Source organism: Streptomyces cyslabdanicus (genome assembly GCF_052663305.1).
In genome coordinates this window covers 21,290-44,110 of the sequence record NZ_JBQRUW010000002.1, presented here as the reverse complement: position 1 = coordinate 44,110, position 22,821 = coordinate 21,290, and the positions used below count along the sequence as shown (strand labels likewise).

The window sequence follows — 22,821 nt, the reverse complement described above, 5'->3', positions numbered from 1 at the left end:
GGCGCGGGCCGCGACGGTGCTCGACCGCCGTCCCAGGTCACCGCGAGGCGGGGTGGACGGGGCGTGGGCGGAGGGTGGGGCGGCCCGCTCCAGGGGTGGTCCCCGTGAGGCAATTGCCGGGTTTGCCGGAAGTCCGGATTGGCCGGAGATCGCGGCATTTCACAAGTGAGCTGGGGGGCTCACGAACGAGTGACCAACGTGGTCAATTGGTATGGGCAATCCATAGCGAAATCGGGTGATCCAGGCAGCTCGCGCGACGAGTTCGGGTCTTTGTCGAAGCCGTGCTGTCCGGGTCGCGTCCGGATGTCACTTCGGAGGCCTCGGAGGGGTAGGGTCGTGGGTGGTCGGGGACATCCCAAACACAGCTCGCCGGCGTCGAAACCGGCGTACCAACGAGGAGATCGGTTCGTGACGATCCGCGTAGGCATCAACGGCTTTGGCCGCATCGGTCGTAACTACTTCCGCGCGCTGCTGGAGCAGGGTGCAGACATCGAGATCGTGGCTGTCAATGACCTGGGTGACACCGCGACCACCGCTCACCTGCTGAAGTACGACACCATCCTGGGCCGCCTCAAGCAGGAGGTCTCCCACACCGCCGACACCATCACCGTCGACGGCCACACCATCAAGGTGCTGTCCGAGCGCAACCCCGCCGACATCCCCTGGGGTGAACTCGGCGTCGACATCGTCATCGAGTCCACCGGCATCTTCACCAAGAAGGAAGACGCCGAGAAGCACATCGCCGGCGGCGCCAAGAAGGTCATCATCTCCGCCCCCGCGAAGAACGAAGACGTCACCATCGTGATGGGCGTCAACCAGGACCAGTACGACCCGGCCAACCACCACGTCATCTCCAACGCCTCCTGCACCACCAACTGCGTGGCGCCGATGGCGAAGGTCCTCGACGAGAACTTCGGCATCGTCAAGGGCCTGATGACCACGGTGCACGCGTACACGAACGACCAGCGCATCCTGGACTTCCCGCACAAGGACCTGCGCCGCGCCCGTGCCGCCGCCGAGAACATCATCCCGACCACCACCGGCGCCGCCAAGGCCACCGCCCTGGTGCTGCCGCAGCTCAAGGGCAAGCTGGACGGCATCGCCATGCGCGTCCCGGTTCCCACCGGCTCGGTCACCGACCTCGTCATCGAGCTGTCCCGCGAGGTCACCAAGGAAGAGGTCAACGCCGCCTTCCAGAAGGCCGCCGAGGGCGAGCTGAAGGGCCTCCTGGACTACACCGAGGACCCGATCGTCTCCTCGGACATCGTCAACGCCCCGGCGTCCTGCACGTTCGACTCCTCCCTGACCATGGTTCAGGACGGCAAGAACGTAAAGGTCATCGGCTGGTACGACAACGAGTGGGGCTACTCCAACCGCCTCGTCGACCTCACGGTCTTCGTCGGCAACCAGCTCTGACCGGCAGGGCAGGCACCTCCATGTGAGAGCAGGGCTCGGACGGCGCGTCAACGCGTCGTCCGGGCCCTGACGCACGTACAGCGGGCCGAACGACCACAACCCGCCCACGTGCGGATCGATCAGCCCTCGTACGATCAAGAGCCCCTTCCCCAGGAGTCCCACCCCATGAAGACGATCGACGAACTTCTCTTTGAAGGCGTGGACGGCAAGCGGGTCTTCGTCCGCGCGGACCTCAACGTGCCGCTGGCCGACGGTGTCATCACCGACGACGGCCGCATCCGCGCCGTCCTGCCCACCGTCAAGGCCCTCGCCGAGGCCGGTGCCAAGGTGATCGTGGCCTCCCACCTGGGCCGCCCCAAGGGCGCCCCGGACCCGGCCTTCTCGCTGCTGCCCGCCGCCGAGCGGCTCGGCGAACTCCTGGGTGCCCCCGTGGCGTTCGCCCAGGACACCGTCGGCCCGGCCGCCCACGACGCCGTGGACGGCCTCCAGCCCGGCCAGGTCGCGGTCATCGAGAACCTGCGGTTCAACCCCGGCGAGACGTCCAAGGACGACACCGAGCGCGGCGAGTTCGCCGACCGGCTCGCCGCCCTCGCGGACGTCTACGTCGGTGACGGCTTCGGCGCCGTGCACCGCAAGCACGCCTCCGTCTACGACCTGCCGGCCCGCCTCCCGCACTACGCGGGCCACCTCATCGCCACCGAGGTAGGCGTCCTGAGGAAGCTCACCGAGGACGTCCGGCGGCCCTACGTGGTCGCGCTCGGCGGCGCCAAGGTCTCCGACAAGCTCGCCGTCATCGACGAGCTGCTCGGCAAGGCCGACCGGCTGCTCATCGGCGGCGGCATGGCGTACACCTTCCTCAAGGCCCAGGGCCACGAGATCGGCACGTCCCTCGTCCAGGAGGACCAGATCCCGGCGGTCAAGGAGTACCTCGAGCGCGCCGCCAAGACCGGCGTCGAACTGCTCCTGCCGGTGGACACCCTGGTCGCGCCCGCCTTCCCCGACATGAAGACCAAGGCTCCGGCCCACCCCGCCTCCGTCGCCGCGGACGCCATGCCCGCCGGCCAGATGGGCCTGGACATCGGCCCGGAGACCCGCAAGCTGTACGCCGCGAAGCTCGCCGACGCCGCCACCGTCTTCTGGAACGGCCCGATGGGCGTCTTCGAGCACCCCGACTTCGCCGAGGGCACCAAGGCGGTCGCCCAGGCCCTGGTCGACTCGGACGGCTTCACCGTCGTGGGCGGCGGCGACTCCGCCGCGGCCGTCCGTACGCTGGGCTTCGACGAGTCGGCATTCGGCCACATCTCGACCGGTGGCGGCGCCTCCCTCGAATACCTCGAGGGCAAGACGCTCCCCGGCCTCGCCGCACTGGAGGACTGAAACCGTATGAGCACCCGCACGCCGCTGATGGCGGGCAACTGGAAGATGAACCTCAACCACCTCGAGGCCATCGCGCACGTCCAGAAGCTCGCCTTCGCCCTGGCCGACAAGGACTACGAGGCCGTCGAGGTCGCCGTCCTGCCGCCCTTCACCGACCTGCGCTCCGTGCAGACGCTGGTCGACGGCGACAAGCTCAAGATCAAGTACGGCGCCCAGGACGTCTCGGCGCACGACTCGGGCGCCTACACCGGCGAGATCTCCGGCCCCATGCTGGCCAAGCTGAAGTGCACCTACGTGGCGATCGGCCACTCCGAGCGCCGGCAGTACCACAACGAGACCGACGAGCTGGTGAACGCCAAGGTCAAGGCCGCCTACAAGCACGGCCTGACCCCCATCCTGTGCGTCGGCGAGGAGCTGGAGGTCCGCGACGCGGGCAACCACGTCACGCACACGCTCGCCCAGGTCGAGGGGGGCCTGAAGGACATCCCCGCCGAGCAGGCCGAGTCGATCGTGATCGCCTACGAGCCCGTCTGGGCCATCGGCACCGGCAAGGTCTGCGGCGCCGCAGAGGCCCAGGAGGTCTGCGGCGCCATTCGCGGCAAGCTCGCCGAGCTGTACTCGAAGGAGGTCGCCGACCAGGTGCGCATCCAGTACGGCGGCTCGGTGAAGTCGGGCAACGTCGCCGAGATCATGGCGCAGGAGGACATCGACGGCGCCCTGGTCGGCGGTGCCTCGCTGGACTCGGACGAGTTCGTCAAGATCGTGCGCTTCGCCGAGCAGTGAGCCGGGCCCGCCGCGGGTACCGGGCCGCGGGCCCACCGTGCGCGGCGGGCCGGGCCGTGAGTATGCGCGGGCGGCGATCCGTCGTACCCTTGCGGGGGCATGGTAGGCATGACCTGCCAGACTCCGTCGTCCATCCGAATCCGAGGAAGTTGGTCCAGCCGTGGTTTTGGGGTTCTCGATCGCCCTGATCGTCTTCAGCCTGCTGCTGATGCTGCTGGTGCTGATGCACAAGGGGAAGGGTGGCGGCCTCTCCGACATGTTCGGTGGCGGTATGCAGTCGTCCGTCGGCGGCTCCTCGGTCGCCGAGCGCAACCTCGACCGCATCACCGTGGTGATCGGCCTGCTGTGGCTCGCCTGCATCATCGTGCTCGGCATCCTGATGAAGACGAGCAGCTGACGAGCGGCGGCCCGTCGGTCGGGACCGCATATTCCGTACGTAAAGCCCCATGGTCGGTGCGCGCTGCTGAGCGCGGCCTATCATGGGGCTTGCGTCTGTGTGGGAGCGGTAACTCCTATCACTGGACGCGCGTTGGGCCTTACGTAGACTGAGGCGCTCGCAGCGGAGCGGAGGCCGACTCGCTTCGCGGCACCATCACGCAGGGAGTTACGACCGTGGCAAGTGGCAACGCGATCCGAGGAAGCCGGGTCGGGGCGGGGCCGATGGGCGAGGCCGAGCGTGGCGAGTCCGCGCCACGTCTGCGCATCTCCTTCTGGTGCTCCAACGGACACGAGACTCAGCCGAGCTTCGCCAGCGACGCGCAGGTCCCCGACACCTGGGACTGCCCGCGCTGCGGTTTCCCGGCCGGTCAGGACCAGGACAACCCGCCGGCCCCGCCGCGCACCGAGCCCTACAAGACGCACCTGGCCTATGTGCGGGAGCGGCGCAGCGACGCGGACGGTGAGGCGATCCTGGCCGAGGCGCTCGCCAAACTGCGGGGCGAGATCTAGGACTTGAGGTCCGGTCGGCCGCCTTCAGGCGCGGGGCCGGGCCTGTTGCGTATCGGGGCGGACCGGCCGCCGCGGACCGATTGTCAGTGGTGCCCTCTACGGTTTGTGCATCGGCGAATCGTGAGCGGAGGGGAAGCCATGACGGGGGCAGAGGCCGGGCGTGAGGCCGTGGACGCGGGTGCGCCGGCGTGGCGCGGTGGATTCGGGCGGCTGTGGAGCGCCGCCGTGCTGTCCAGCTTCGGCGACGCGCTGCGTACGGCCGCGCTGCCGCTGCTCGCCCTGTCCCTGACCGATGACCCGCTGCTCATCGCTTCCGTCACGGCCTGCGGCTATCTGCCCTGGATCGTCTTCGGACTGCTCGGCGGCGCCGTCGCGGACCGCGTGGACCAGCGGCGCGCGATGTGGACGGCGGACACGGTACGGGGCCTGCTGGTCGGCGGCTTCGCCCTGGCGGTGGCCCTCGGGCACGCCTCGATCGGCCTGCTGATCGCCCTGGCCTTCGCGCTGACCACGCTCCAGACGCTCTTCGACAACGCGGCCACGGCGCTGCTGCCCGCCCTGGTGGAGCCCCGGACGCTCGGCAGTGCCAACGCCCGTCTGATGACCGGGCAGCGTCTCGCGGGCGGGCTGCTGGGCGGCCCGGTCGTGCCCCTGCTGATCGCCGCGGGGGCCGCCGCCCCCTTCGCGGCCGACGCGGTCACCTTCCTGGTCGCCGCCGCGCTCGTGGCCTCCCTGCGGGTCCCCGCGCCCGAGCGGAAGCCGAGACCCGCGGGCAGCACGCTGCGGCGGGAGATCGCCGAAGGACTGCGCGCCCTCGGGCGGGACCGGGCCCTGCGCGGGCTGTGCGCCGCCACCGCGCTGTGCAACGTCGGGATGGGCGCGCTCATCGCCACCCTGGTGATCGTGGTGACAGGCTGGCTGGGCGCGGGCACCAAGGGGTACGCGGCGGCGCTGACGGCGTACACGCTCGGCAGCCTGGCCGGGGGAGCGGCCAACCGCTGGATCGTGGACCGGCTCGGGCGGATGCGGGCCGTACTGCTGGCCGGCGGGGTGCAGATCGCCGCGCTGGTGGCCGTGGGGCTGGTGCGCGGCCTGGCCGTCGCGGTGGTCGCGCTGGCGGTCTTCGGGCTGATGGGCATCGTGTGGAACGTCAACACGACGACACTGATGCAGCAGCGCAGCCCCGCCGGGATGCTGGGCCGGGTCAGCGCGGCCTTCCGCACCCTCGCGGTGGCCGGGGCGCCGCTCGGGGCGGTGCTCGGCGGGGCCGTCGCCGCGATGTGGGGGCCGAACTGGCCGGCGCTGCTCACGGCCGGGTTCTTCGTCCTCTCCGTGGCCGCGCTGATACCCGCGCGTCGCGCCGACGTACTCGTTGTTGCGCCGGAGGACGGCGTGACGACGACTCATGCCACCCGCTGATCAACTAGGTTGGTGCGGCAGCGGGGCAGGGACGCAGGACAGCTAGGAAAGAAGGCTGAGGTCCGAATGAACGCAGACGCCCGTACCAGGCTCGACCAGAGGCCGGAGTGGACCGCTCTGGCCAGGCACCGTGAGGAGTTCGCCGACACCGGTCTGCGAGATCTGTTCGCGGCCCACCCGGAGCGCGGCGAGGCGTACGCCCTCCAGGTCGGTGATCTGTACGTCGACTACTCCAAGCACCTCGTCACCGACGAGACCCTGCGGCTGCTGCGGGAGCTGGCCGCCGCGACGGACGTGTTCGGGCTGCGGGACGCGATGTTCCGCGGTGCGAAGATCAACGTCACCGAGGACCGGGCGGTGTTGCACACGGCGCTGCGCGCGCCGCGGGACGCGGTGGTCGAGGTCGACGGGGAGAACGTCGTGCCCGGGGTGCACGCCGTCCTCGACAAGATGAGCGACTTCGCCGACCGGGTGCGGTCGGGGGAGTGGACGGGGCACACCGGCAAGCGGATCCGCACCGTGGTCAACGTCGGCATCGGCGGCTCCGATCTGGGCCCCGCGATGGCGTACGAGGCGCTGCGGGCCTACACCGACCGCGGTATCACGGTGCGGTTCGTGTCGAACGTCGACGGCGCGGACCTGCACGAGGCCGTGCGGGACCTGGACGCGGCGGAGACGCTGTTCGTCATCGCGTCCAAGACGTTCACCACGATCGAGACGATCACCAACGCCACCTCGGCGCGCAACTGGCTGCTGGGCGAGCTGAAGGCCGGCCCGGAGGCGGTCGCCCGGCACTTCGTGGCGCTGTCGACGAACACGGAGAAGGTGTCCGGGTTCGGCATCGACGTCGAGAACATGTTCGAGTTCTGGGACTGGGTCGGGGGGCGGTACTCGTACGACTCCGCGATCGGCCTGTCCCTGATGATCGCGATCGGGCCGGACCGGTTCCGGGAGATGCTGGACGGCTTCCGTCTCGTCGACGAGCACTTCAGGACCGCCCCGGCCGAGTCCAACGTGCCGCTGCTGCTGGGCCTGTTGGGGATCTGGTACGGCAACTTCCACGACGCGCAGTCGCATGCCGTGCTGCCGTACTCGCACTACCTGTCGAAGTTCACCGCGTATCTCCAGCAGCTGGACATGGAGTCCAACGGGAAGTCGGTGCAGCGGGACGGGGAGCCGGTGGGCTGGCAGACCGGGCCGGTGGTGTGGGGGACGCCGGGCACGAACGGGCAGCACGCGTACTACCAGTTGATCCACCAGGGCACGAAGCTGATCCCGGCGGACTTCATCGGCTTCGCGGAGCCGGTGGCCGAGCTGAGCGGCGAACTGCGGGCGCAGCACGATCTGCTGATGGCCAACTTCTTCGCGCAGACCCAGGCGCTGGCCTTCGGCAAGACGCCGGAGGAGGTGCGGGCGGAGGGGGTGGCGCCGGAGCTGGTGCCGCCCAAGACCTTCCGGGGGAACCACCCCACGACCACGATCCTCGCGCGCGAGTTGACTCCGTCGGTGCTGGGGCAGCTGATCGCGCTGTACGAACACAAGGTGTTCGTCCAGGGCGCCGTCTGGAACATCGACTCCTTCGACCAGTGGGGGGTCGAGCTGGGCAAGGTCCTGGCGAAGCGGGTGGAGCCGGCTCTGACGGAGGGCGCGCGGGTGGAGGGTCTTGACCCGTCCACGACGACCCTGGTCGCCAAGTACCGCGCCCTTCGCTCCCGCTGAGCAGCGCGTCCCTCGCTCCCGCCGGTCCCTCCTGAGGGTTCAAGCCACCGCCGTCAGCGTGTCTGCCAGGCGGCGGTGGGAAGCCCTGGTGGCGGGAAGGGCGGAGAGGGCCGCGGCACCCAGGGCCGCCGAGGCGACGAAGAGGAGCAGCAGCAGCGGGGAGGGGGTCCTGGCGATGCCGGCGCCGACGCCGCTGGAGCGGCCCTGGGTGTTGATCAGCCAGGTGGAGAGGGGGAGGGCCAGGGCGGTGGCGGCGGCCGCGGCGGCCAGGGCGGTGCAGCTGGTCGAGGTCACCGTGATCGCGGTGATCTGGCGGGGGGACAGACCGATGGCCTTCAGCGCCAGCAGGTCCCGTTCGCCCTCGCGGATCGTGCCGCCGATCGCGGAGAGGAGCTCGATCAGGCCGATCAGGGCCAGGACGCAGATCAGGCCCGCGATGACCGCGCGCATTGACGACAGGCCGTCGGCCGGGTTGGTCACCGGGTGGACGTCCAGGTGGCCGTGGGCGGTGGCGGACAGGGCCGTGGCGACCTGGCGCGGATCGGCGCCCTGACCGAGGCGGAGCTGGTAGAAGGTGGGGCTGAGGTTCGGGTCGTTCTCGTGCAGGGTGTCCAGGGACGTGGAGATGACCCGGCCGGCGTTCTCCGGCTCGATGCTGCGGCCGACGATGTGCAGGATCTGCGGCTGGTCGCCCACCGTCATGCGCACCCAGTCGCCGACCCGGACGTCGAGCAGGTCCAGCAGGCCCTGCCCGGCCACCGCCTCGTCGGGGCCGTCGGCACGGCGGCCCTCGGCCAGGGCGAACGGGTAGGGGGCCGCGCGGGTGCCGAGGCCCCGCAGGGCGATCGTGGCCGTCTGCCCGGGGACCAGGGCGGCCACCTCCACACCGGGGTAGACGGCGGCGACCCCGGGTTCCCGCGCCAGCAGTTCCCGCGCCCCGGGATCGTTCAGGGTGCTGTCGGGGCGGACGGTGAGCGCGGCCGGCAGCCCCAGCTCCTCCGGCCTGCTGTGGAAGCGGTCGATCGTGGTCCAGGCGCTCATCGCCACCACGATCAGCAGCAGCGGCAGCGCCAGCCGTCCCACGGTGGCGAGCGTGCGGGGGCGGCGGGTGAAGGCCCGGTGCCAGCCCAGGACCAGCGCGGGCGGCAGGCGCAGACCCAGCGCCCGGCGGGCGACCGCGGTCAGGCCGCCGCCCGGCACCGCCACGGGGCGCGGCACCGGGACCGGTGGCACCCGGCCCGCCCGCCACGCCGCGAGCCCGGTCACCGCGCCGATGAACAGCACCGCGCCCACCGGAACGGCGAACACGGCCACCGTGTGACCCGGCAGGCCCTGCCACACCCCGACCGCGTCGCCCAGCCGGCCCGGGATCCGCGCGCCAAGACCCGCGGTCAGCGCCACGGCCGCCACGGCGCCCAGCACGGCGTACGCCACATGCTGGAGCAGGAAGATCCGGACCACCTGGGCGGGCGTGAAACCGATCGCCTTCAGCACCGAGATGTCCCGCAGATGCCCCCGGATACGGGTGCCGATCGCGCCGTGCACCGCCAGCCCGGCCGCGACCAGCGCGCCCAGCCCGAACAGGCCCAGCACCTGCCCGAGCAGCCGGTTGTCGCCCTGCGCCTCGGCCCGCGCCTGCTGCCAGGTGGACACCTCGCCGACCACGCCGGCGCCCAGCACGGTGACGGCGCGCTGCACGGCGTAGTCCGTGTCGCCGGGATCGGTCAGCCGCAGCCCGACCACCCGTCCGCCGGGCTCGCGCACGGCGGACGGCTGTGCCCACACCAGCCCCGGCTGCTCGCCGGGGACGTAGCGGGGCTCGGCGCTGTCGGCGATGCCCACCACGCTCAGCGTGCGTCCGGTGCCGGGCAGGGCGAGGGTGTCCCCGGGCTCGGCGAGCAGCGCCGTGGCCAGGCGGCTCTCCAGGACCACGCCGTCCGGCTCCCCGGCGGTCGGCCAGTGCCCCGCGGTGAGCAGCGGGCGGCCCACGGTGGGAGCCGAGGGCGTACCGCGCAACTCCACGGTGGCGCGGGTGCCGCGGGCGACGACGGTGGTGGACTCGACGAGGTAGGCGTCGGTGACCGCCTCCACGCCGTCCAGCCCGGCGAGCCGTCCCGTCTCGGCGGACCGCGCCGTGTGCAGCCACACATGGGCCCCGTGGGACTGGGTGAACACCCGCTGCCAGGGGTTGGTCGCGTAGCCGAACAGCGCGGTGGCCAGCAGCAGCGAGGCGACGATGCCGGCCGTGGCCAGCACGATGAACAGCGCCTCCCCCCGGTGGGCGCGCAGATCGGAGTGCGCCCAGCGCAACATGGCTCGCACCGGCCTCAGTCCCTCGGTCCGGAGCGCGGACCCGGGCACATCAGGTCGTCGTACACCGCATTCAGTCCCTCAGCTCCAGCACGCCGGAGATCCCGGTGCTCCGCGACGGCGTCGTCCCGTCCAGCTCCGCGTCGTCGGCGATCCGGCCGTCGAAGAAACTGATCACCCGGTCCGCGGCGCTCGCCAGCCGGGCGTCATGGGTGACCAGCACGATCGTCTGACCGCGCCCGTGGAAGCGGGACAGCAGCCGCATCACCTCGCGGGTCCCCTTGCTGTCGAGGCTGCCGGCGGGCTCGTCGGCGAGCAGCAGCGGAGGGTGGTTGACCAGCGCGCGGGCCAGCGCGACCCGCTGCTGCTCCCCGCCGGACAGCTCGCCCGGCATGCTGCGCTCCTTGCCCTCCAGGCCCAGCTCGGCCAGCAGTTCCTCCCGCTCGGCACGCGCCTGCCGCGGTGAGCGGCCGGCGAGCAGGGCGGGCAGTTCGACGTTGTCGGCGACGGACAGGTTGGAGACCAGGTTGAAGAACTGGAACACGATCCCGATGCCGTTGCGGCGCGCCTCGGCCCAGCGGGCCTCGCTGTAGGCGTCGGTGCACCGGCCGTCCAGCCAGATGCTGCCCTCGTCCGGCCGTTGCAGCCCGCCGAGCAGGTGCAGCAGTGTCGACTTGCCCGCCCCCGACGGGCCGGTGACCGCCACGAACTCGCCGCGGGTCACCGACAGATCCACCCCGCGCACGGCCCGGGCGGGCGCCCCCTGGCCGTGGTGCGTCTTGACCAGGCCCTCGGCCCGCAGCAGCACGGGAGCTCGGACGTCGCTCACTCCAGCCCCTCCAGTTCCTCCTGGCACCGCTCCAGCCAGTCCAGGTCGGCCTGAAGGTGCAGCATGGCGCCCTCGATCAGCAGATGGGCGATTCGGTTGTCCCGGCTCTCGGCGGCGGCCAGCTTGGACAGGTTGCGCATGGTGTTGAGGTACTGGCGCCGCTGCTTGTTGATGAGGGCGACCTGGTCGGCGAGACCGGTCTGCGGGGCGAGGGCGAGCTTCATGAAGAACTCGTCCCGCACCCGCGGCTCGTCCTCGGGCTCCGCGAACCAGGCGCGCAGCGCCTCCCGCCCGGGGTCGGTGAGGTGGTAGATCTTCTTGTTGGGCCGGCTGGACTGCTCGACCTCCTCGCCCTCGATCAGTCCCGACTTCTCGAGGCGGCCGAGGGTCACGTAGATCTGGCCGACGTTCGGCTGAGGGTACGCGGAGCCCAGCAGTTGCTCAAGGTCCTGCTTCAGCTCGTAGCCGTGGGCGGGACCGCGCGCGAGAAGTGCCAGGAGGGGCAGGCGCACGCGTGCTTTCCTCCTAGGTCCTCGTCAGACGCGTCATGCGTGGTGTCTCGGGGTGGACGGCGTGAGATTGACGCCAGGCCCTAGTATCGCCCATACCTAACAGGTATACATGGCCTGAGCCGCGCGAAGATGCCCGGCGCCGGTGTGCAAGGAGGAACCTATGCGGTGGATCCACGCCGCTGGTAGGGGCCTCCTCGTTCTCGTCGTGATCATGACCGGTTACACGGCATCGGGGGCCCGGGCGACCGAGGGGGGCGGTGGCCGCGGCCCGCTCACCCTGGCCACCGCGGGCGATCTGACCGGTTACCTCGGCCCGCTGCTGGAGGGCTGGAACCGCACCCACCCCGCCGAGAGGGTCACCCTCGTCGAGCTGCCCGACGCGGCCGACGAGACCCGGGCGCAGATGGCCACCGACCTGCGTGGCGGCAACCGCAGCCGGTTCGACGTGCTCAACATCGACGTCAACTGGACCTCGGAGTTCGCCGCCGCCGGCTGGATCCGCCCGCTGCCGCGCGAGCGCTTCCCGCTGGACACCTTCCTGCCCCCGGTCGTCGACACGGCCACCTACGACGGACGGCTGTACGCGGTCCCCTACGTCACGAACGCGGGGCTGCTGCTGTACCGCAAGGACATCCTGGACAAGGAGGGCGTCGCGCCGCCGCGTACCTGGGCCGAGCTGGAGCACGCCGCCAGGACGATCGCACCGAAGTACGGACTGGACGGCTACGCGGGCCAGTTCCTGCCGTACGAGGGGCTGACGGTCAACGCGGCGGAGGCCGTGTACTCGGCGGGCGGCACGATCCTCGGCGACGAGGGCGAGCGCGTCACCGTCGACTCGGGCGCGGCCCGCGAGGGCATCGGCTTCCTGGCGCGCGGCTTCCGTGAGGGCTGGATCCCCAAGGAGGCGCTGACGTACAAGGAGGAGGAGTCCAAGCAGGCCTTCCGGGACGGCCGGCTGCTCTTCCTGCGCAACTGGCCGTACGCGTACGTCGTCGCCTCCGGCGAGGGGTCCGCGGTCGCCGGGAAGGTCGGGGCCGTGCAGCTGCCCGGCCCCGACGGGCCGGGCACCAGTGTCCTCGGCGGTTCCAATCTGGCCGTCAACACACATGCGCGGCACCCCGATTCGGCCGCGCGCCTCATCGCGTACCTCACCAGCGAGCCCGTCCAGCGCCAGGTGCTCACCAAGGGCGCGCTGCCGCCCGTGCGCGCCGCGCTGTACGAAGACCCCGCGCTCGTGCGGCGGTTCCCGTACCTGCCGACCCTGCGTGCCTCCGTGCTGGCCGCCGCGCCGCGCCCCAAGAGCCCGCACTACGACCAGGTCAGCCTGGTGGTGCAGGCGGTCGTGCACGACACGCTGGCCGGGCGGCAGACCCCCGAGGCGGCCGTGCGGCGCCTCGCGCGCGAGCTCGACGCCATCGCCGACCGCTCGTAGGACATTCGGCAAGGGCGTGCGGCGGAAGCGCCGTCAGGAGCCCCGCCCCTAGTTACTTGTTAGGTAACGCCGCCATCACATCTGCGTCCGACTCGACTGGACAAGTCCGGACATGGGCAGTCAACTCCCCGGGAGCTTCTGTTCCGTTCATTGACACCTTCGTGACACCGCTACCTAACATGCATGCATAACTGCTGCCTTCACAGGAACAGGTCAATGGATTGAACAGGCATGGTTGGTGGCGCGACGCGGTGATCTACCAGGTGTACGTCCGCAGCTTCCTGGACAGCACCGGCGACGGCATCGGCGATCTCGCCGGGGTCCGGGCCGGGCTGCCCTATCTGAAGAAGCTCGGCGTCGACGGCATCTGGCTGAGCCCCTTCTTCCCGTCCCCGCAGCACGACCACGGCTACGACGTGGCCGACTACTGCGGCGTCGATCCGCTCTTCGGCGACCTCGCCGAGTTCGACCTGCTGACGGACACCGCCCGTCGGCTCGGGATCAGGGTGCTTCTCGACATCGTCCCCAACCACTGCTCCAGCGAACACCCGTGGTTCCGCGAGGCGCTCGCCGCCGAACCCGGCAGTCCCGCGCGCGCCCGCTTCCACTTCACCGACGGCCGCGGCCCGGACGGCGCCGAGCCGCCCAACAACTGGCACGCCATGTTCGGCGGCCCCGCCTGGACCCGGGTCACCGAGTCGGACGGCCGCCCCGGCCAGTGGTACCTGCACATGTTCACGCCCGAGCAGCCCGACTGGAACTGGCGCAACCCGGAGATCCCCGCCGAGTTCGAGCGCGTCCTGCGCTTCTGGCTGGACCGGGGCGTGGACGGCTTTCGCATCGACGTCGCCGCCGGCCTGTTCAAGCACCCCGAACTGCCCGACTCCCCGGACCCGGAGGCCGACGCCCGCACCCGCGACTCGGTCAACCCGCTCGCCTGGAACCAGCCCGAGGTGCACGACGTGTGGCGGCACTGGCGTGCGGTGTGCGAGGAGTACACCGCGCGGGACGGCCGCGAACGCCTGCTGGTCGGCGAGGTGTCCGTGCCCAGCGCCCGCGAACACGCCCAGTACGTCCGCGCGGACGAGCTGCACCAGGCCTTCTTCTTCGACCTGCTCGGCGCCCCCTGGGACGCCGACGCCTTCCGCAAGGTCATCTCCGAGGCCATGGAGGACATCGCCGGCACCGGCTCCACGGTCACCTGGGTCCTCAACAACCACGACCAGGTCCGCACGGTCACCCGCTACGGCGAACCGGCCCTCGAGGGCAGCGGCCTGGGCGCCGCCCGCGCCCGCGCCGCCGCCCTGCTGATGCTGGCGCTGCCCGGAGCCGCGTACGTCTACCAGGGCGAGGAACTCGGCCTGCCCGAGGTCGTCGACCTGCCCGACGACGTGCTCACCGACCCGATCTTCCACCGCACCGGAAGCCGCACCCACGTCCGCGACGGCTGCCGGGTGCCGCTGCCCTGGTCGGGACAGGCCTCCCCGTTCGGCTTCACCTCCGGACCCGGGGGCGCCAAGCCCTGGCTGCCGCAGCCCGCGTACTTCGCCGAGTACGTCACCGAACGCGCCCTCGCCGACACCCGCTCCTTCTGGCACCTGTACCGCGACGGCCTGCAACTGCGCTCCGCCCTGCCCCAGCTGGGCGACGGCACACTGCGCTGGCTGGACACCGAGCCCGACGTGCTCGCCTTCGTCCGCGGCGACGGACTGGTCTGCGCCGTCAACTTCGGCACGTCGCCCACGGCCGCGCCGGTCTCCGGCACTCCGCTCCTGGCCAGCGGCGACTGCCCGCCCGGGGTGCTCGCCGGGTCCTCCGCCGCCTGGTGGATCACCGACGGCACCGACCTCTGAACCTCGTCAATTCCCCACCTTCCGAAGGGACATCAACGATGATGCGACGACGTACCACCCTGCTCACCGGCTGCACCGCCCTCGTCCTCGCCCTCGGCGCCACCGCCTGCGGCAGCGACGACCCCGTCTCCGCGGGCGGCGGCGACAAGACGCTCAGCGGCCAGACGGTCACCGTGGCCGGCGTCTGGTCCGGCAGCGAGCAGAAGAACTTCCAGAAGGTGCTGGACGCGTTCTCCACGAAGACCGGCGCCAAGACCCAGTTCATGTCGACCGGCGACAACGTCTCCACCGTCGTCGGCAGCAAGATCGAGGGCGGCAACGCCCCCGACGTCGTGATGGTCCCGCAGGTCGGCGTGCTCCAGCAGTTCGCCAAGAAGGGCTGGCTCGAGCCGCTGTCCGCCACCACCCAGAAGTCGGTGGACGCCAACTTCGCGCCCGTGTGGAAGCAGTACGGCAGCGTCGACGACGCCCTGTACGGCCTCTACTTCAAGGCCGCCCACAAGTCGACCGTCTGGTTCAGCCCGGACGCGCTGAGCCAGGCCGGGGTCGAGGCGCCGAAGTCGTACGACGAGATGCTCAAGGCCGGGCACACCCTCTCCGACTCCGGGCTCGCCGCCTTCGCGGTCGCCGGACAGGACGGCTGGACCCTGACCGACTGGTTCGAGAACATCTACCTCTCCCAGGCCGGTGCCGACAAGTACGACGCCCTCGCCGCGCACGAGCTGAAGTGGACCGACGACAGCGTGGTCAAGGCGCTCACCACGCTCGGCAAGCTGTTCAAGGACAAGCAGCTGATCGCGGGCGGCCAGAAGGGCGCCCTCAACACCGACTTCCCGGGCTCGGTGGAGAAGGTCTTCGGACCCAAGCCCGAGGCCGGCATGGTCTACGAGGGCGACTTCGTCGCGGGCGTCGCCCACGACCAGTTCAACCGGACCATCGGCAAGGACGCGGACTTCTTCCCCTTCCCGCCGGTCGACGGCGGCAACGCTCCGGTCGTCAGCGGCGGTGACGCGGCCGTCGTCCTCAAGGACGGCAAGAACGCCAAGGCCGGCATGAAGCTCCTCGAGTACCTGGCCACTCCGGAGGCCGCGGCCGTGTGGGCCAAGGCCGGCGGCTTCCTGTCCCCGAACAAGAACCTCGACCTCGCCTCCTACGGCGACGACGTCACCCGCGCCACCGCCAAGTCCCTGATCGAGTCCGGTGACTCGGACGCGGTCCGGTTCGACATGTCCGACCAGGCCCCGGCGGCCTTCGGCGGCACCGCCGGCGTCGGCGAGTGGAAGCTGCTCCAGGACTTCCTGCGCGACCCGTCGGACCCGAAGGGCACCGCGGCGAAGCTGGAGGCCGCGGCGGCCAAGGCGTACAAGAACCAGGGCTGACCCACCATGACCGCCACCATGCCCGCGAAGGAGAAGGGCGCGAGCCCCCCGTCGCCCGCCGCGCACGCCGAGCGTGCCCGGCGCGCGCGGCGGCGGGGGCGGGTCGTCGCGCTGCTGTTCGTCTTCCCCGCACTGCTGCTGCTCGGCGCGCTCGTCGCCTACCCGGTGCTGTTCTCCGTCGGCCGGAGCTTCTTCGACGCCTCCGGCACCCGCTTCGTCGGCGGGGACAACTACACCGAGATGTTCCGCGACCCGGCGACGCTGAAGGCCGTCCGGAACACCACGATCTGGGTCGTCGTCGCCCCGGCGCTGCTCACCGGGCTCGGACTGATCCTCGCCGTGCTGGTGGAGAAGGTCCGCTGGGCGACGGCGTTCAAGCTGCTGCTGTTCATGCCGATGGCCGTGTCCTTCCTGGCCGCCGGCATCATCTTCCGGCTCGCCTACGACGAGGACCCGGACAAGGGCGTCCTCAACGCCGCCGTGGTCTCCGTGCACGACGTCTTCAAGGGATCCCCGTCCTACCCGAGCGCCCGCGCCCGTGAGGGGTTCGGGCTGACCCAGGGCCGGGACGGCTCGTACCTCACCGACGCGAGCCTGTCCCCGGGCGCCACGGTGACCCTGCCGATGGTCGGCGTGCTGCCCAAGGACCTGCCCGGCGATGCCGCGCCCGCCCGCCCGGTGGAGGGCGAGAAGGCCGCCGCGGACGAACTGCGCGGTGTCGTCTACCTGGACTTCGCGCCCGGCGGAGGCGGCACCCAGGGCAAGGTCGACCACGGCGAGAGCGGTCTGCCCGGCATGGAGGTCGAGGCGGTGCGCGACGGCCGGACGGTCGCGAGCACCACCACGGGCTCCGACGGCACCTTCCGCTTCACGGGCCTGACGGCCGGCTCGTACGAGGTGAAGCTGCCCCAGGCCAACTTCGCGCAGCCCTACCAGGGCGTCTCCTGGCTCGGCCCGACCCTCGTCACTCCGATGATCATCGGCGCCTACCTGTGGATCTGGACCGGGTTCGCGATGGTGCTGATCGGCGCCGGACTGTCCGCGCTGCCGCGTGACGCGCTGGAGGCGGCGCGCATCGACGGGGCCAACGAGTGGCAGATCTTCCGCCGGATCACCGTGCCGCTGCTCGCCCCCGTCCTCACCGTCGTCTTCGTCACCCTCGTGATCAACGTGATGAAGGTCTTCGACCTCGTCTACATCATCGCGCCCGGCCCGGTGCAGCAGGACGCCACCGTGCTGGCGACCCAGATGTGGCTGGTGTCGTTCGGCGGTGGCAACAACCAGGGCCTGGGCAGCGCGCTCGGTGTGCTGCTGCTGCTCCTGGTGATCCCGGCGATGGTGTTCAACGTCCGCCGCTTCCGAAGGAGTCAGCGATGAACGCGGTCAGGCGGAGCCTGGGCAACGGGCTGGTCCAGGCCGTCCTCGTGGTGATCGGCCTGGTCTGGATGACCCCGCTCGCGGGACTGTTCCTGTCGTCGCTGCGTTCGGCTGCGGACACCGCGAAGGGCGGCTGGTGGACGGCGCTGGCCAGCCCCGGGCAGCTGTCCTTCGACAACTACTCGGCGCTGCTGAAGAACTCGGGCATCACCAGGGCCTTCTGGAACACGGTGCTGATCTCGGTGCCCACGACGTTCCTGGTCGTGGTCATCGCGGCGCTGGCCGGATACGCCTTCGCCTGGCTGGACTTCCCGGCCCGTGAGCCGCTGTTCCTGCTGGTGGTGGCCATGCTGGTGGTGCCCGTGCAGATCGGTCTGCTGCCCGTCGCCAAACTCTTCGGACAGCTCGGCCTGTTCGGCACGATCCCCGGTGTGGTCCTCTTCCACGTCGCCTACGGACTGCCGTTCGCGGTGTTCCTGCTGCGGAACTACTTCGCCGAGATGCCCAAGGAGATGCTGGAGGCGGCCCGCATGGACGGGGGCAACGAGTGGCGGATCTTCACCCGGCTGGTGCTGCCAGTGGGGCGGCCCGCGATCGCGAGCCTCGCCATCTTCCAGTTCCTGTGGGTGTGGAACGACATGCTGGTGGCGCTGCTGTTCGCCGACACCTCGTCGCAGCCGCTGACGGTGGAACTCCAGTCGCAGATCCGGCAGTTCGGCAGCAACATCGATGTGCTGGCGCCGGGGGCGTTCCTGTCGCTGGTCGTGCCGGTGGTCGTGTTCTTCGCCTTCCAGCGGCACTTTGTGCAGGGGGTGATGGCGGGGTCGGTGAAGTGACGGTGCGGTGGGCGGCGGCGGGGGAGGGTTCTCGCCCTCGCCGCCCCTTCCCTTCCCGTCCCCGGGGGCTGCCGCCCCCGGACCCCCGCTTCGGCTGGTACGCCCTCTTCCTAAAACGAAAAACAACACGGGGGAGGCGGCGGTGTTCTCACCGCCGCCGCACCTGTGTCGTTCACGCCGACGCCGGCGGATACAGCGACCGCGGCAGCTGGGAGGCCGCCGCCGTGTCCAGGAGCCACAGGGTGCGGGCGCGGCCCCGGGCGCCCACTGCCGGGGCCTGGATCTCGCCCGCGCCCGACAGGGCCATCGCCACCGCGTTGGCCTTGTCCTCGCCGGCCGCCAGCAGCCACACCTCACGGGCCGAGCGGATGGCGGGCAGGGTGAGGGAGACGCGGGTGGGCGGCGGCTTGGGGGAGCCGTGCACGCCGATCACCGTACGCTCCGTCTCGCGCGCCCCCGGGTGCTCCGGGAAGAGGGAGGCGACATGGGTGTCCGGGCCGACGCCCAGCATCAGGACGTCGAACGCCGGGACCGCGCCGTGGTTCTCGGGGCCGGCCGCGCGGGCCAGCTCCTCGGCGTAGGCCTCCGCCGCCGCCTCGACGTCCGTGCCGTAGGGACCGTCCGACGCGGGCATGGCGTGCACGCGCCCGGGGTCCAGCGGCACCGAGTCCAGCAGGGCCTCGCGGGCCTGCGTGACATTGCGTTCCGGGTCGCCCTCCGGCAGGAACCGCTCGTCGCCCCACCACAGGTCGAGGCGGCCCCAGTCGATCGCGTCGCGGGCGGGCGCGGCCGCCAGCGCGGCCAGCACCCCGTTGCCGTTGCGTCCGCCGGTGAGGACCACGGACGCCGAACCCGTCGAGGCCTGCGCGTCCACGATCCGGGTGATCAGCCGGGCCGCGGCGGCCTGCGCCATCAGTTCCTTGTCGTGGTGGACGACCAGCTGCGGAGTGCTCACTTGGCGGCTTCCTCCTGCGGCACGGGCACCGCGACCGGCTCCTTCGCGGACGCCGTGGAGCCCGCGGACGCCCCGGCGCCCTCCAGCCGGTCCACGCCGAACCGCAGCGCGGACGCGTAGGTGTCGTCCGGGTCCAGCCGCCGCAGCTCCTCCGCGATCAGCTCGGCCGTCTCCCGCCGCTTCAGCGCCACGGCCCGCTCCGGCTGCCCCTGGATGGACAGGGTCGCCAGCCTGCCGTCGGCGCGGTCCAGGGCGATCGGGCCGCAACTGGTGTCCATGCGGACCGCGGTCAGACCGGGACCCGCGGACTGCGCGCGCCTGACCGGCACGTCCAGCCGGTCCGCGAGCCACATCGCCAGCAGCTCGCAGCTCGGGTTGAACTCCTCGCCCTCCACCTCCACGGCCCTGACCTCGCAGGTGACCTGGTCCAGGGCGGCCGCCAGCATGGAGCGCCAGGGCGTGATCCGGGTCCAGGACAGGTCCGTGTCGCCGGGCGTGTACGCGTCGGCTCGCGCCGACAGCTCCCGCACCGGCTGCTCGGAGGCGTAGGTGTCGGTGACCCGGCGCTGCGCCAGCGCTCCCAGCGGGTCCTTGGCCGGGTCGAGCGGCGCGTTCACCGGCCACCAGACGACGACCGGCGCGTCGGGGAGCAGCAGCGGTAGCACCACCGACTGGGCGTGGTCGGCCACCTCGCCGTACAGCCGCAGCACCACCGTCTCGCCGCTGCCCGCGTCCGCGCCCACCCGCACCTCGGCGTCCAGCCGAGAGGACGTGCGGTCGCGGATCGTGCGCGAGACCCGCCGGATGACCACCAGCTTGCGCGAGGGGTGCTCGCGCGAGGCGTCGCCGGCGGCCTTCAGGGCGTCGTAGGCGTTCTCCTCGTCGGTGACGACGACCAGCGTGAGCACCATGCCGACCGCCGGGGTGCCGATCGCCCGGCGACCCTGCACCAGCGCCTTGTTGATCTTGCTGGCCGTGGTGTCGGTCAGGTCTATCTTCATGGCCGGCGCCAGCTCCGTCCGTCTCGTGCGAGCATCTCGTCCGCCTCGGTGGGCCCCCAGGTCCCGGAGGGATACTGCGCGGGCCTGCCGTGCTTGTCCCAGTACGTCTCGATCGGGTCGAGGATCCGCCAGGACAGCTCGACCTCCTCGGTGCGCGGGAAGAGGTTGGAGTCGCCGAGCAGCACGTCCAGGATCAGGCGCTCGTACGCCTCCGGGCTGGACTCCGTGAAGGACTCGCCATAGGCGAAGTCCATCGACACGTCCCGGATCTCCATCGACGTGCCGGGCACCTTGGAGCCAAAGCGGACCGTGACGCCCTCGTCCGGCTGGACGCGGATGACGATGGCGTTCTGCCCGAGCTCCTCGGTGGCCGAGGTGTCGAAGGGGGAGTGCGGCGCCCGCTGGAAGACCACCGCGATCTCGGTGACCCGGCGGCCCAGGCGCTTGCCGGTGCGCAGATAGAAGGGGACGCCCGCCCAGCGGCGGTTGTCGATCTCCAGCTTGACGGCCGCGTACGTGTCGGTCTTCGACTTCTTGTCGATGCCCTCTTCCTCGAGGTAGCCGATGACCTTCTCGCCACCCTGCCAGCCCGCCGCGTACTGCCCGCGCACGGTCGACTTGCCCAGGTCCTTGGGCAGCTTCACCGCGCCGAGCACCTTGGTCTTCTCCGCGGCCAGCGCGTCCGCGCCGAAGGAGGCGGGCTCCTCCATCGCGGTCAGCGCCAGGAGCTGCAGCAGGTGGTTCTGGATGACGTCACGGGCGGCGCCGATGCCGTCGTAGTAGCCGGCCCGGCCGCCGATGCCGATGTCCTCGGCCATGGTGATCTGCACATGGTCCACGAAGGACCGGTTCCAGATCGGCTCGAACATGGTGTTGGCGAAGCGCAGGGCCAGGATGTTCTGGACGGTCTCCTTGCCCAGGTAGTGGTCGATACGGAAGACCTGGTCCGGGGCGAAGACCTCGTGCACGACCTTGTTGAGTTCCTCGGCCGACCTCAGGTCGTGGCCGAAGGGCTTCTCGATGACCGCGCGCCGCCACGAGCCCTGGCTCTGGTCGGCCAGCTGGTGCTTCTTCAGCTGCTGGATGACCACCGGGAACGACTTCGGCGGCACCGACAGGTAGAAGGCGAAGTTGCCGCCCGTGCCCTGCGCCTTGTCCAGCTCCTCGATCGTGCCGCGCAGCCGCTCGAACGCCTCGTCGTCGTCGAACGTGCCCTGCACGAAGCGCATGCCCTGGATGAGCTGCTGCCAGACCTCCTCGCGGAACGGCGTGCGCGCGTGCTCCTTGACGGCGTCGTGCACGACCTGGGCGAAGTCCTCGTGCTCCCAGTCGCGGCGGGCGAATCCGACGAGCGAGAAGCCCGGCGGCAGCAGACCCCGGTTGGCGAGGTCGTACACCGCGGGCATGAGCTTCTTGCGCGACAGGTCGCCCGTGACGCCGAAGATGACCAGGCCGGACGGCCCCGCGATACGCGGGAGCCGTCGGTCGGCGGGGTCACGGAGCGGGTTCGCTCCGGTGACGGAAAGGGGCGCCAAGGTTCTCAGCCCTCCGCGGGGGAGAGGCGCTCCAGCTCCGCCTCGGTGGACTTCAGCAGGTCGTTCCAGGACGACTCGAACTTCTCGACGCCCTCGTCCTCCAGGACCTGGACCACGTCGTCGTACGAGATCCCGATCTTCTCCAGCGCGTCGATGTCCGCACGGGCCTGCTCGTAGGTGCCGGTGACGGCGTCGCCGCGGATCGCGCCGTGGTCGTCGGTGGCCTCCAGCGTGGCCTCGGGCATGGTGTTCACCGTGTTCGGCGCCACCAGCTCCTCGACGTACATGGTGTCCTTGTACGCCTTGTCCTTCACACCGGTGGACGCCCACAGCGGACGCTGCCTGTTGGCGCCGTGCCGCTCCAGCGCGCTCCACCGGTCGGAGGCGAAGACCTCCTCGTACGCCTCGTAGGCCAGACGCGCGTTGGCCACGCCCGCCTTGCCGCGCAGCGCCTTGGCCTCGTCGGTGCCCAGCTCGTCGATCCGCCGGTCGATCTCGGTGTCCACGCGGGACACGAAGAAGGACGCCACCGAATGGATCTTCGACAGGTCCAGGCCGCGCTCCGCGGCCTTCTCCAGGCCGCTCAGGTACGCGTCCATCACCGCGCGGTAGCGCTCCAGCGAGAAGATCAGGGTGACGTTGACGCTGATGCCGTTGCCGATGGTCTCGGCGATCGCCGGCAGGCCCGCCTTCGTGGCCGGGATCTTGATGAGCGTGTTGGGCCGGTCGACCAGCCAGGCCAGCTGGCGGGCCTCGGCGACCGTCGCCCTGGTGTTGTGGGCCAGGCGCGGGTCCACCTCGATGGACACCCGACCGTCCTTGCCACCGGTGGCGTCGAAGACCGGACGCATGATGTCGGCGGCGTCCCGGACGTCCGCCGTGGTGATCATGCGGATGGCCTCTTCCACCGTGACCCGGCGGGCGGCCAGGTCGGCGACCTGCTGTGCGTAGCCGTCCCCCTGCGAGATGGCCTTCTGGAAGATCGTCGGGTTGGTGGTGACGCCCACGACGTGCTGCTGGTCGATCAGCTCGGCGAGGTTGCCGGACGTGATCCGCTTGCGCGACAGGTCGTCCAGCCAGATCGCGACGCCTTCGTCGGAAAGGCGCTTGAGTGCGTCTGTCATGGAAATTGCATCTCCT

19 protein-coding genes are annotated in these 22,821 nt (G+C 71.0%); 12 read left to right on the top strand and 7 right to left on the bottom strand.

The features are described 5' to 3' along the window. Nucleotides 1–408 precede the first annotated feature (408 nt). The 7 genes from gap to pgi all read left to right on the top strand — a co-directional run bounded on the left by gap (nt 409) and on the right by pgi (nt 7,662). Nucleotides 409–1,416: a type I glyceraldehyde-3-phosphate dehydrogenase gene (gene gap / locus ACTYVM_RS00805; protein ID WP_100569507.1), complete on the top strand. Its 1,008-nt coding sequence runs from the start codon at nt 409–411 to the stop codon at nt 1,414–1,416. Between the two features lie 165 nt (nt 1,417–1,581). Further along, nucleotides 1,582–2,793, top strand: a complete 1,212-nt coding sequence (locus tag ACTYVM_RS00800; protein ID WP_445524018.1) for a phosphoglycerate kinase — start codon at nt 1,582–1,584, stop codon at nt 2,791–2,793. Nucleotides 2,794–2,799: 6 nt separating this feature from the next. After that, on the top strand, nt 2,800–3,576 hold the full coding sequence (tpiA, locus tag ACTYVM_RS00795) for a triose-phosphate isomerase (RefSeq protein WP_445524017.1): 777 nt from the start codon (nt 2,800–2,802) through the stop codon (nt 3,574–3,576). 160 nt (nt 3,577–3,736) lie between these two features. After that, nucleotides 3,737–3,973: a preprotein translocase subunit SecG gene (secG, locus tag ACTYVM_RS00790; protein WP_100569504.1), complete on the top strand. Its 237-nt coding sequence runs from the start codon at nt 3,737–3,739 to the stop codon at nt 3,971–3,973. Nucleotides 3,974–4,188: 215 nt separating this feature from the next. Further along, a complete protein-coding gene (locus ACTYVM_RS00785; protein WP_073952427.1) occupies nt 4,189–4,524 on the top strand; it encodes an RNA polymerase-binding protein RbpA in 336 nt (111 codons plus the stop codon). A 138-nt stretch (nt 4,525–4,662) separates the two neighbouring features. Further along, the gene (locus tag ACTYVM_RS00780) at nt 4,663–5,943 is read left to right on the top strand and encodes an MFS transporter (RefSeq protein WP_445524016.1); all 1,281 of its coding nucleotides are present in this window, start codon (nt 4,663–4,665) and stop codon (nt 5,941–5,943) included. A 66-nt stretch (nt 5,944–6,009) separates the two neighbouring features. After that, nucleotides 6,010–7,662, top strand: coding sequence for a glucose-6-phosphate isomerase (gene pgi / locus ACTYVM_RS00775; protein WP_445524015.1), 1,653 nt, complete (start codon nt 6,010–6,012; stop codon nt 7,660–7,662). A gap of 39 nt (nt 7,663–7,701) precedes the next feature. On the opposite strand, the gene ACTYVM_RS00770 is transcribed toward pgi, so the two are convergent. The 3 genes from ACTYVM_RS00770 to ACTYVM_RS00760 form a co-directional block, all read right to left on the bottom strand. Beyond that, nucleotides 7,702–9,984, bottom strand: coding sequence for an ABC transporter permease (locus ACTYVM_RS00770; RefSeq protein WP_445524014.1), 2,283 nt, complete (start codon nt 9,982–9,984; stop codon nt 7,702–7,704). A gap of 61 nt (nt 9,985–10,045) precedes the next feature. Next, complete coding sequence (locus ACTYVM_RS00765; RefSeq protein WP_445524013.1) at nt 10,046–10,801, bottom strand: ABC transporter ATP-binding protein; 756 nt, start codon at nt 10,799–10,801, stop codon at nt 10,046–10,048. Continuing rightward, nucleotides 10,798–11,313, bottom strand: a complete 516-nt coding sequence (locus ACTYVM_RS00760) for a PadR family transcriptional regulator (RefSeq protein ID WP_445524012.1) — start codon at nt 11,311–11,313, stop codon at nt 10,798–10,800. Before ACTYVM_RS00760 ends, ACTYVM_RS00765 begins: the two co-directional genes overlap by 4 nt. 160 nt (nt 11,314–11,473) lie before the next feature. On the opposite strand from ACTYVM_RS00760, the gene ACTYVM_RS00755 reads away from it, so the two are divergent. The 5 genes from ACTYVM_RS00755 (at nt 11,474) to ACTYVM_RS00735 (ending at nt 18,190) form a co-directional block, all read left to right on the top strand. Further along, nucleotides 11,474–12,745, top strand: coding sequence for an ABC transporter substrate-binding protein (locus ACTYVM_RS00755; protein ID WP_445524011.1), 1,272 nt, complete (start codon nt 11,474–11,476; stop codon nt 12,743–12,745). Between the two features lie 221 nt (nt 12,746–12,966). Next, on the top strand, nt 12,967–14,598 hold the full coding sequence (locus ACTYVM_RS00750) for a glycoside hydrolase family 13 protein (RefSeq protein WP_445524010.1): 1,632 nt from the start codon (nt 12,967–12,969) through the stop codon (nt 14,596–14,598). 38 nt (nt 14,599–14,636) lie between these two features. Beyond that, the gene (locus ACTYVM_RS00745; protein ID WP_445524009.1) at nt 14,637–15,977 is read left to right on the top strand and encodes an ABC transporter substrate-binding protein; all 1,341 of its coding nucleotides are present in this window, start codon (nt 14,637–14,639) and stop codon (nt 15,975–15,977) included. Nucleotides 15,978–15,983: 6 nt separating this feature from the next. After that, nucleotides 15,984–17,354, top strand: a complete 1,371-nt coding sequence (locus tag ACTYVM_RS00740) for an ABC transporter permease (protein ID WP_445524008.1) — start codon at nt 15,984–15,986, stop codon at nt 17,352–17,354. Then, complete coding sequence (locus ACTYVM_RS00735) at nt 17,351–18,190, top strand: carbohydrate ABC transporter permease (protein ID WP_445524007.1); 840 nt, start codon at nt 17,351–17,353, stop codon at nt 18,188–18,190. The genes ACTYVM_RS00740 and ACTYVM_RS00735 overlap by 4 nt, the downstream gene beginning before the upstream one ends. Nucleotides 18,191–18,362: 172 nt before the next feature. On the opposite strand, the gene pgl is transcribed toward ACTYVM_RS00735, so the two are convergent. The 4 genes from pgl to tal are packed head-to-tail and all read right to left on the bottom strand — an operon-like array spanning nt 18,363 to nt 22,805. Continuing rightward, on the bottom strand, nt 18,363–19,103 hold the full coding sequence (gene pgl, locus ACTYVM_RS00730) for a 6-phosphogluconolactonase (protein ID WP_445524247.1): 741 nt from the start codon (nt 19,101–19,103) through the stop codon (nt 18,363–18,365). A gap of 38 nt (nt 19,104–19,141) precedes the next feature. After that, nucleotides 19,142–20,146, bottom strand: coding sequence for a glucose-6-phosphate dehydrogenase assembly protein OpcA (gene opcA / locus ACTYVM_RS00725; protein ID WP_445524006.1), 1,005 nt, complete (start codon nt 20,144–20,146; stop codon nt 19,142–19,144). Next, nucleotides 20,143–21,681: a glucose-6-phosphate dehydrogenase gene (gene zwf, locus ACTYVM_RS00720; protein WP_400026331.1), complete on the bottom strand. Its 1,539-nt coding sequence runs from the start codon at nt 21,679–21,681 to the stop codon at nt 20,143–20,145. The genes opcA and zwf overlap by 4 nt, the downstream gene beginning before the upstream one ends. A 5-nt stretch (nt 21,682–21,686) precedes the next feature. Continuing rightward, nucleotides 21,687–22,805 carry a transaldolase gene (gene tal, locus ACTYVM_RS00715; RefSeq protein WP_445524005.1) on the bottom strand — a complete coding sequence of 373 codons (1,119 nt, stop codon included), beginning with the start codon at nt 22,803–22,805 and terminating at the stop codon, nt 21,687–21,689. Nucleotides 22,806–22,821: the final 16 nt, after the last annotated feature.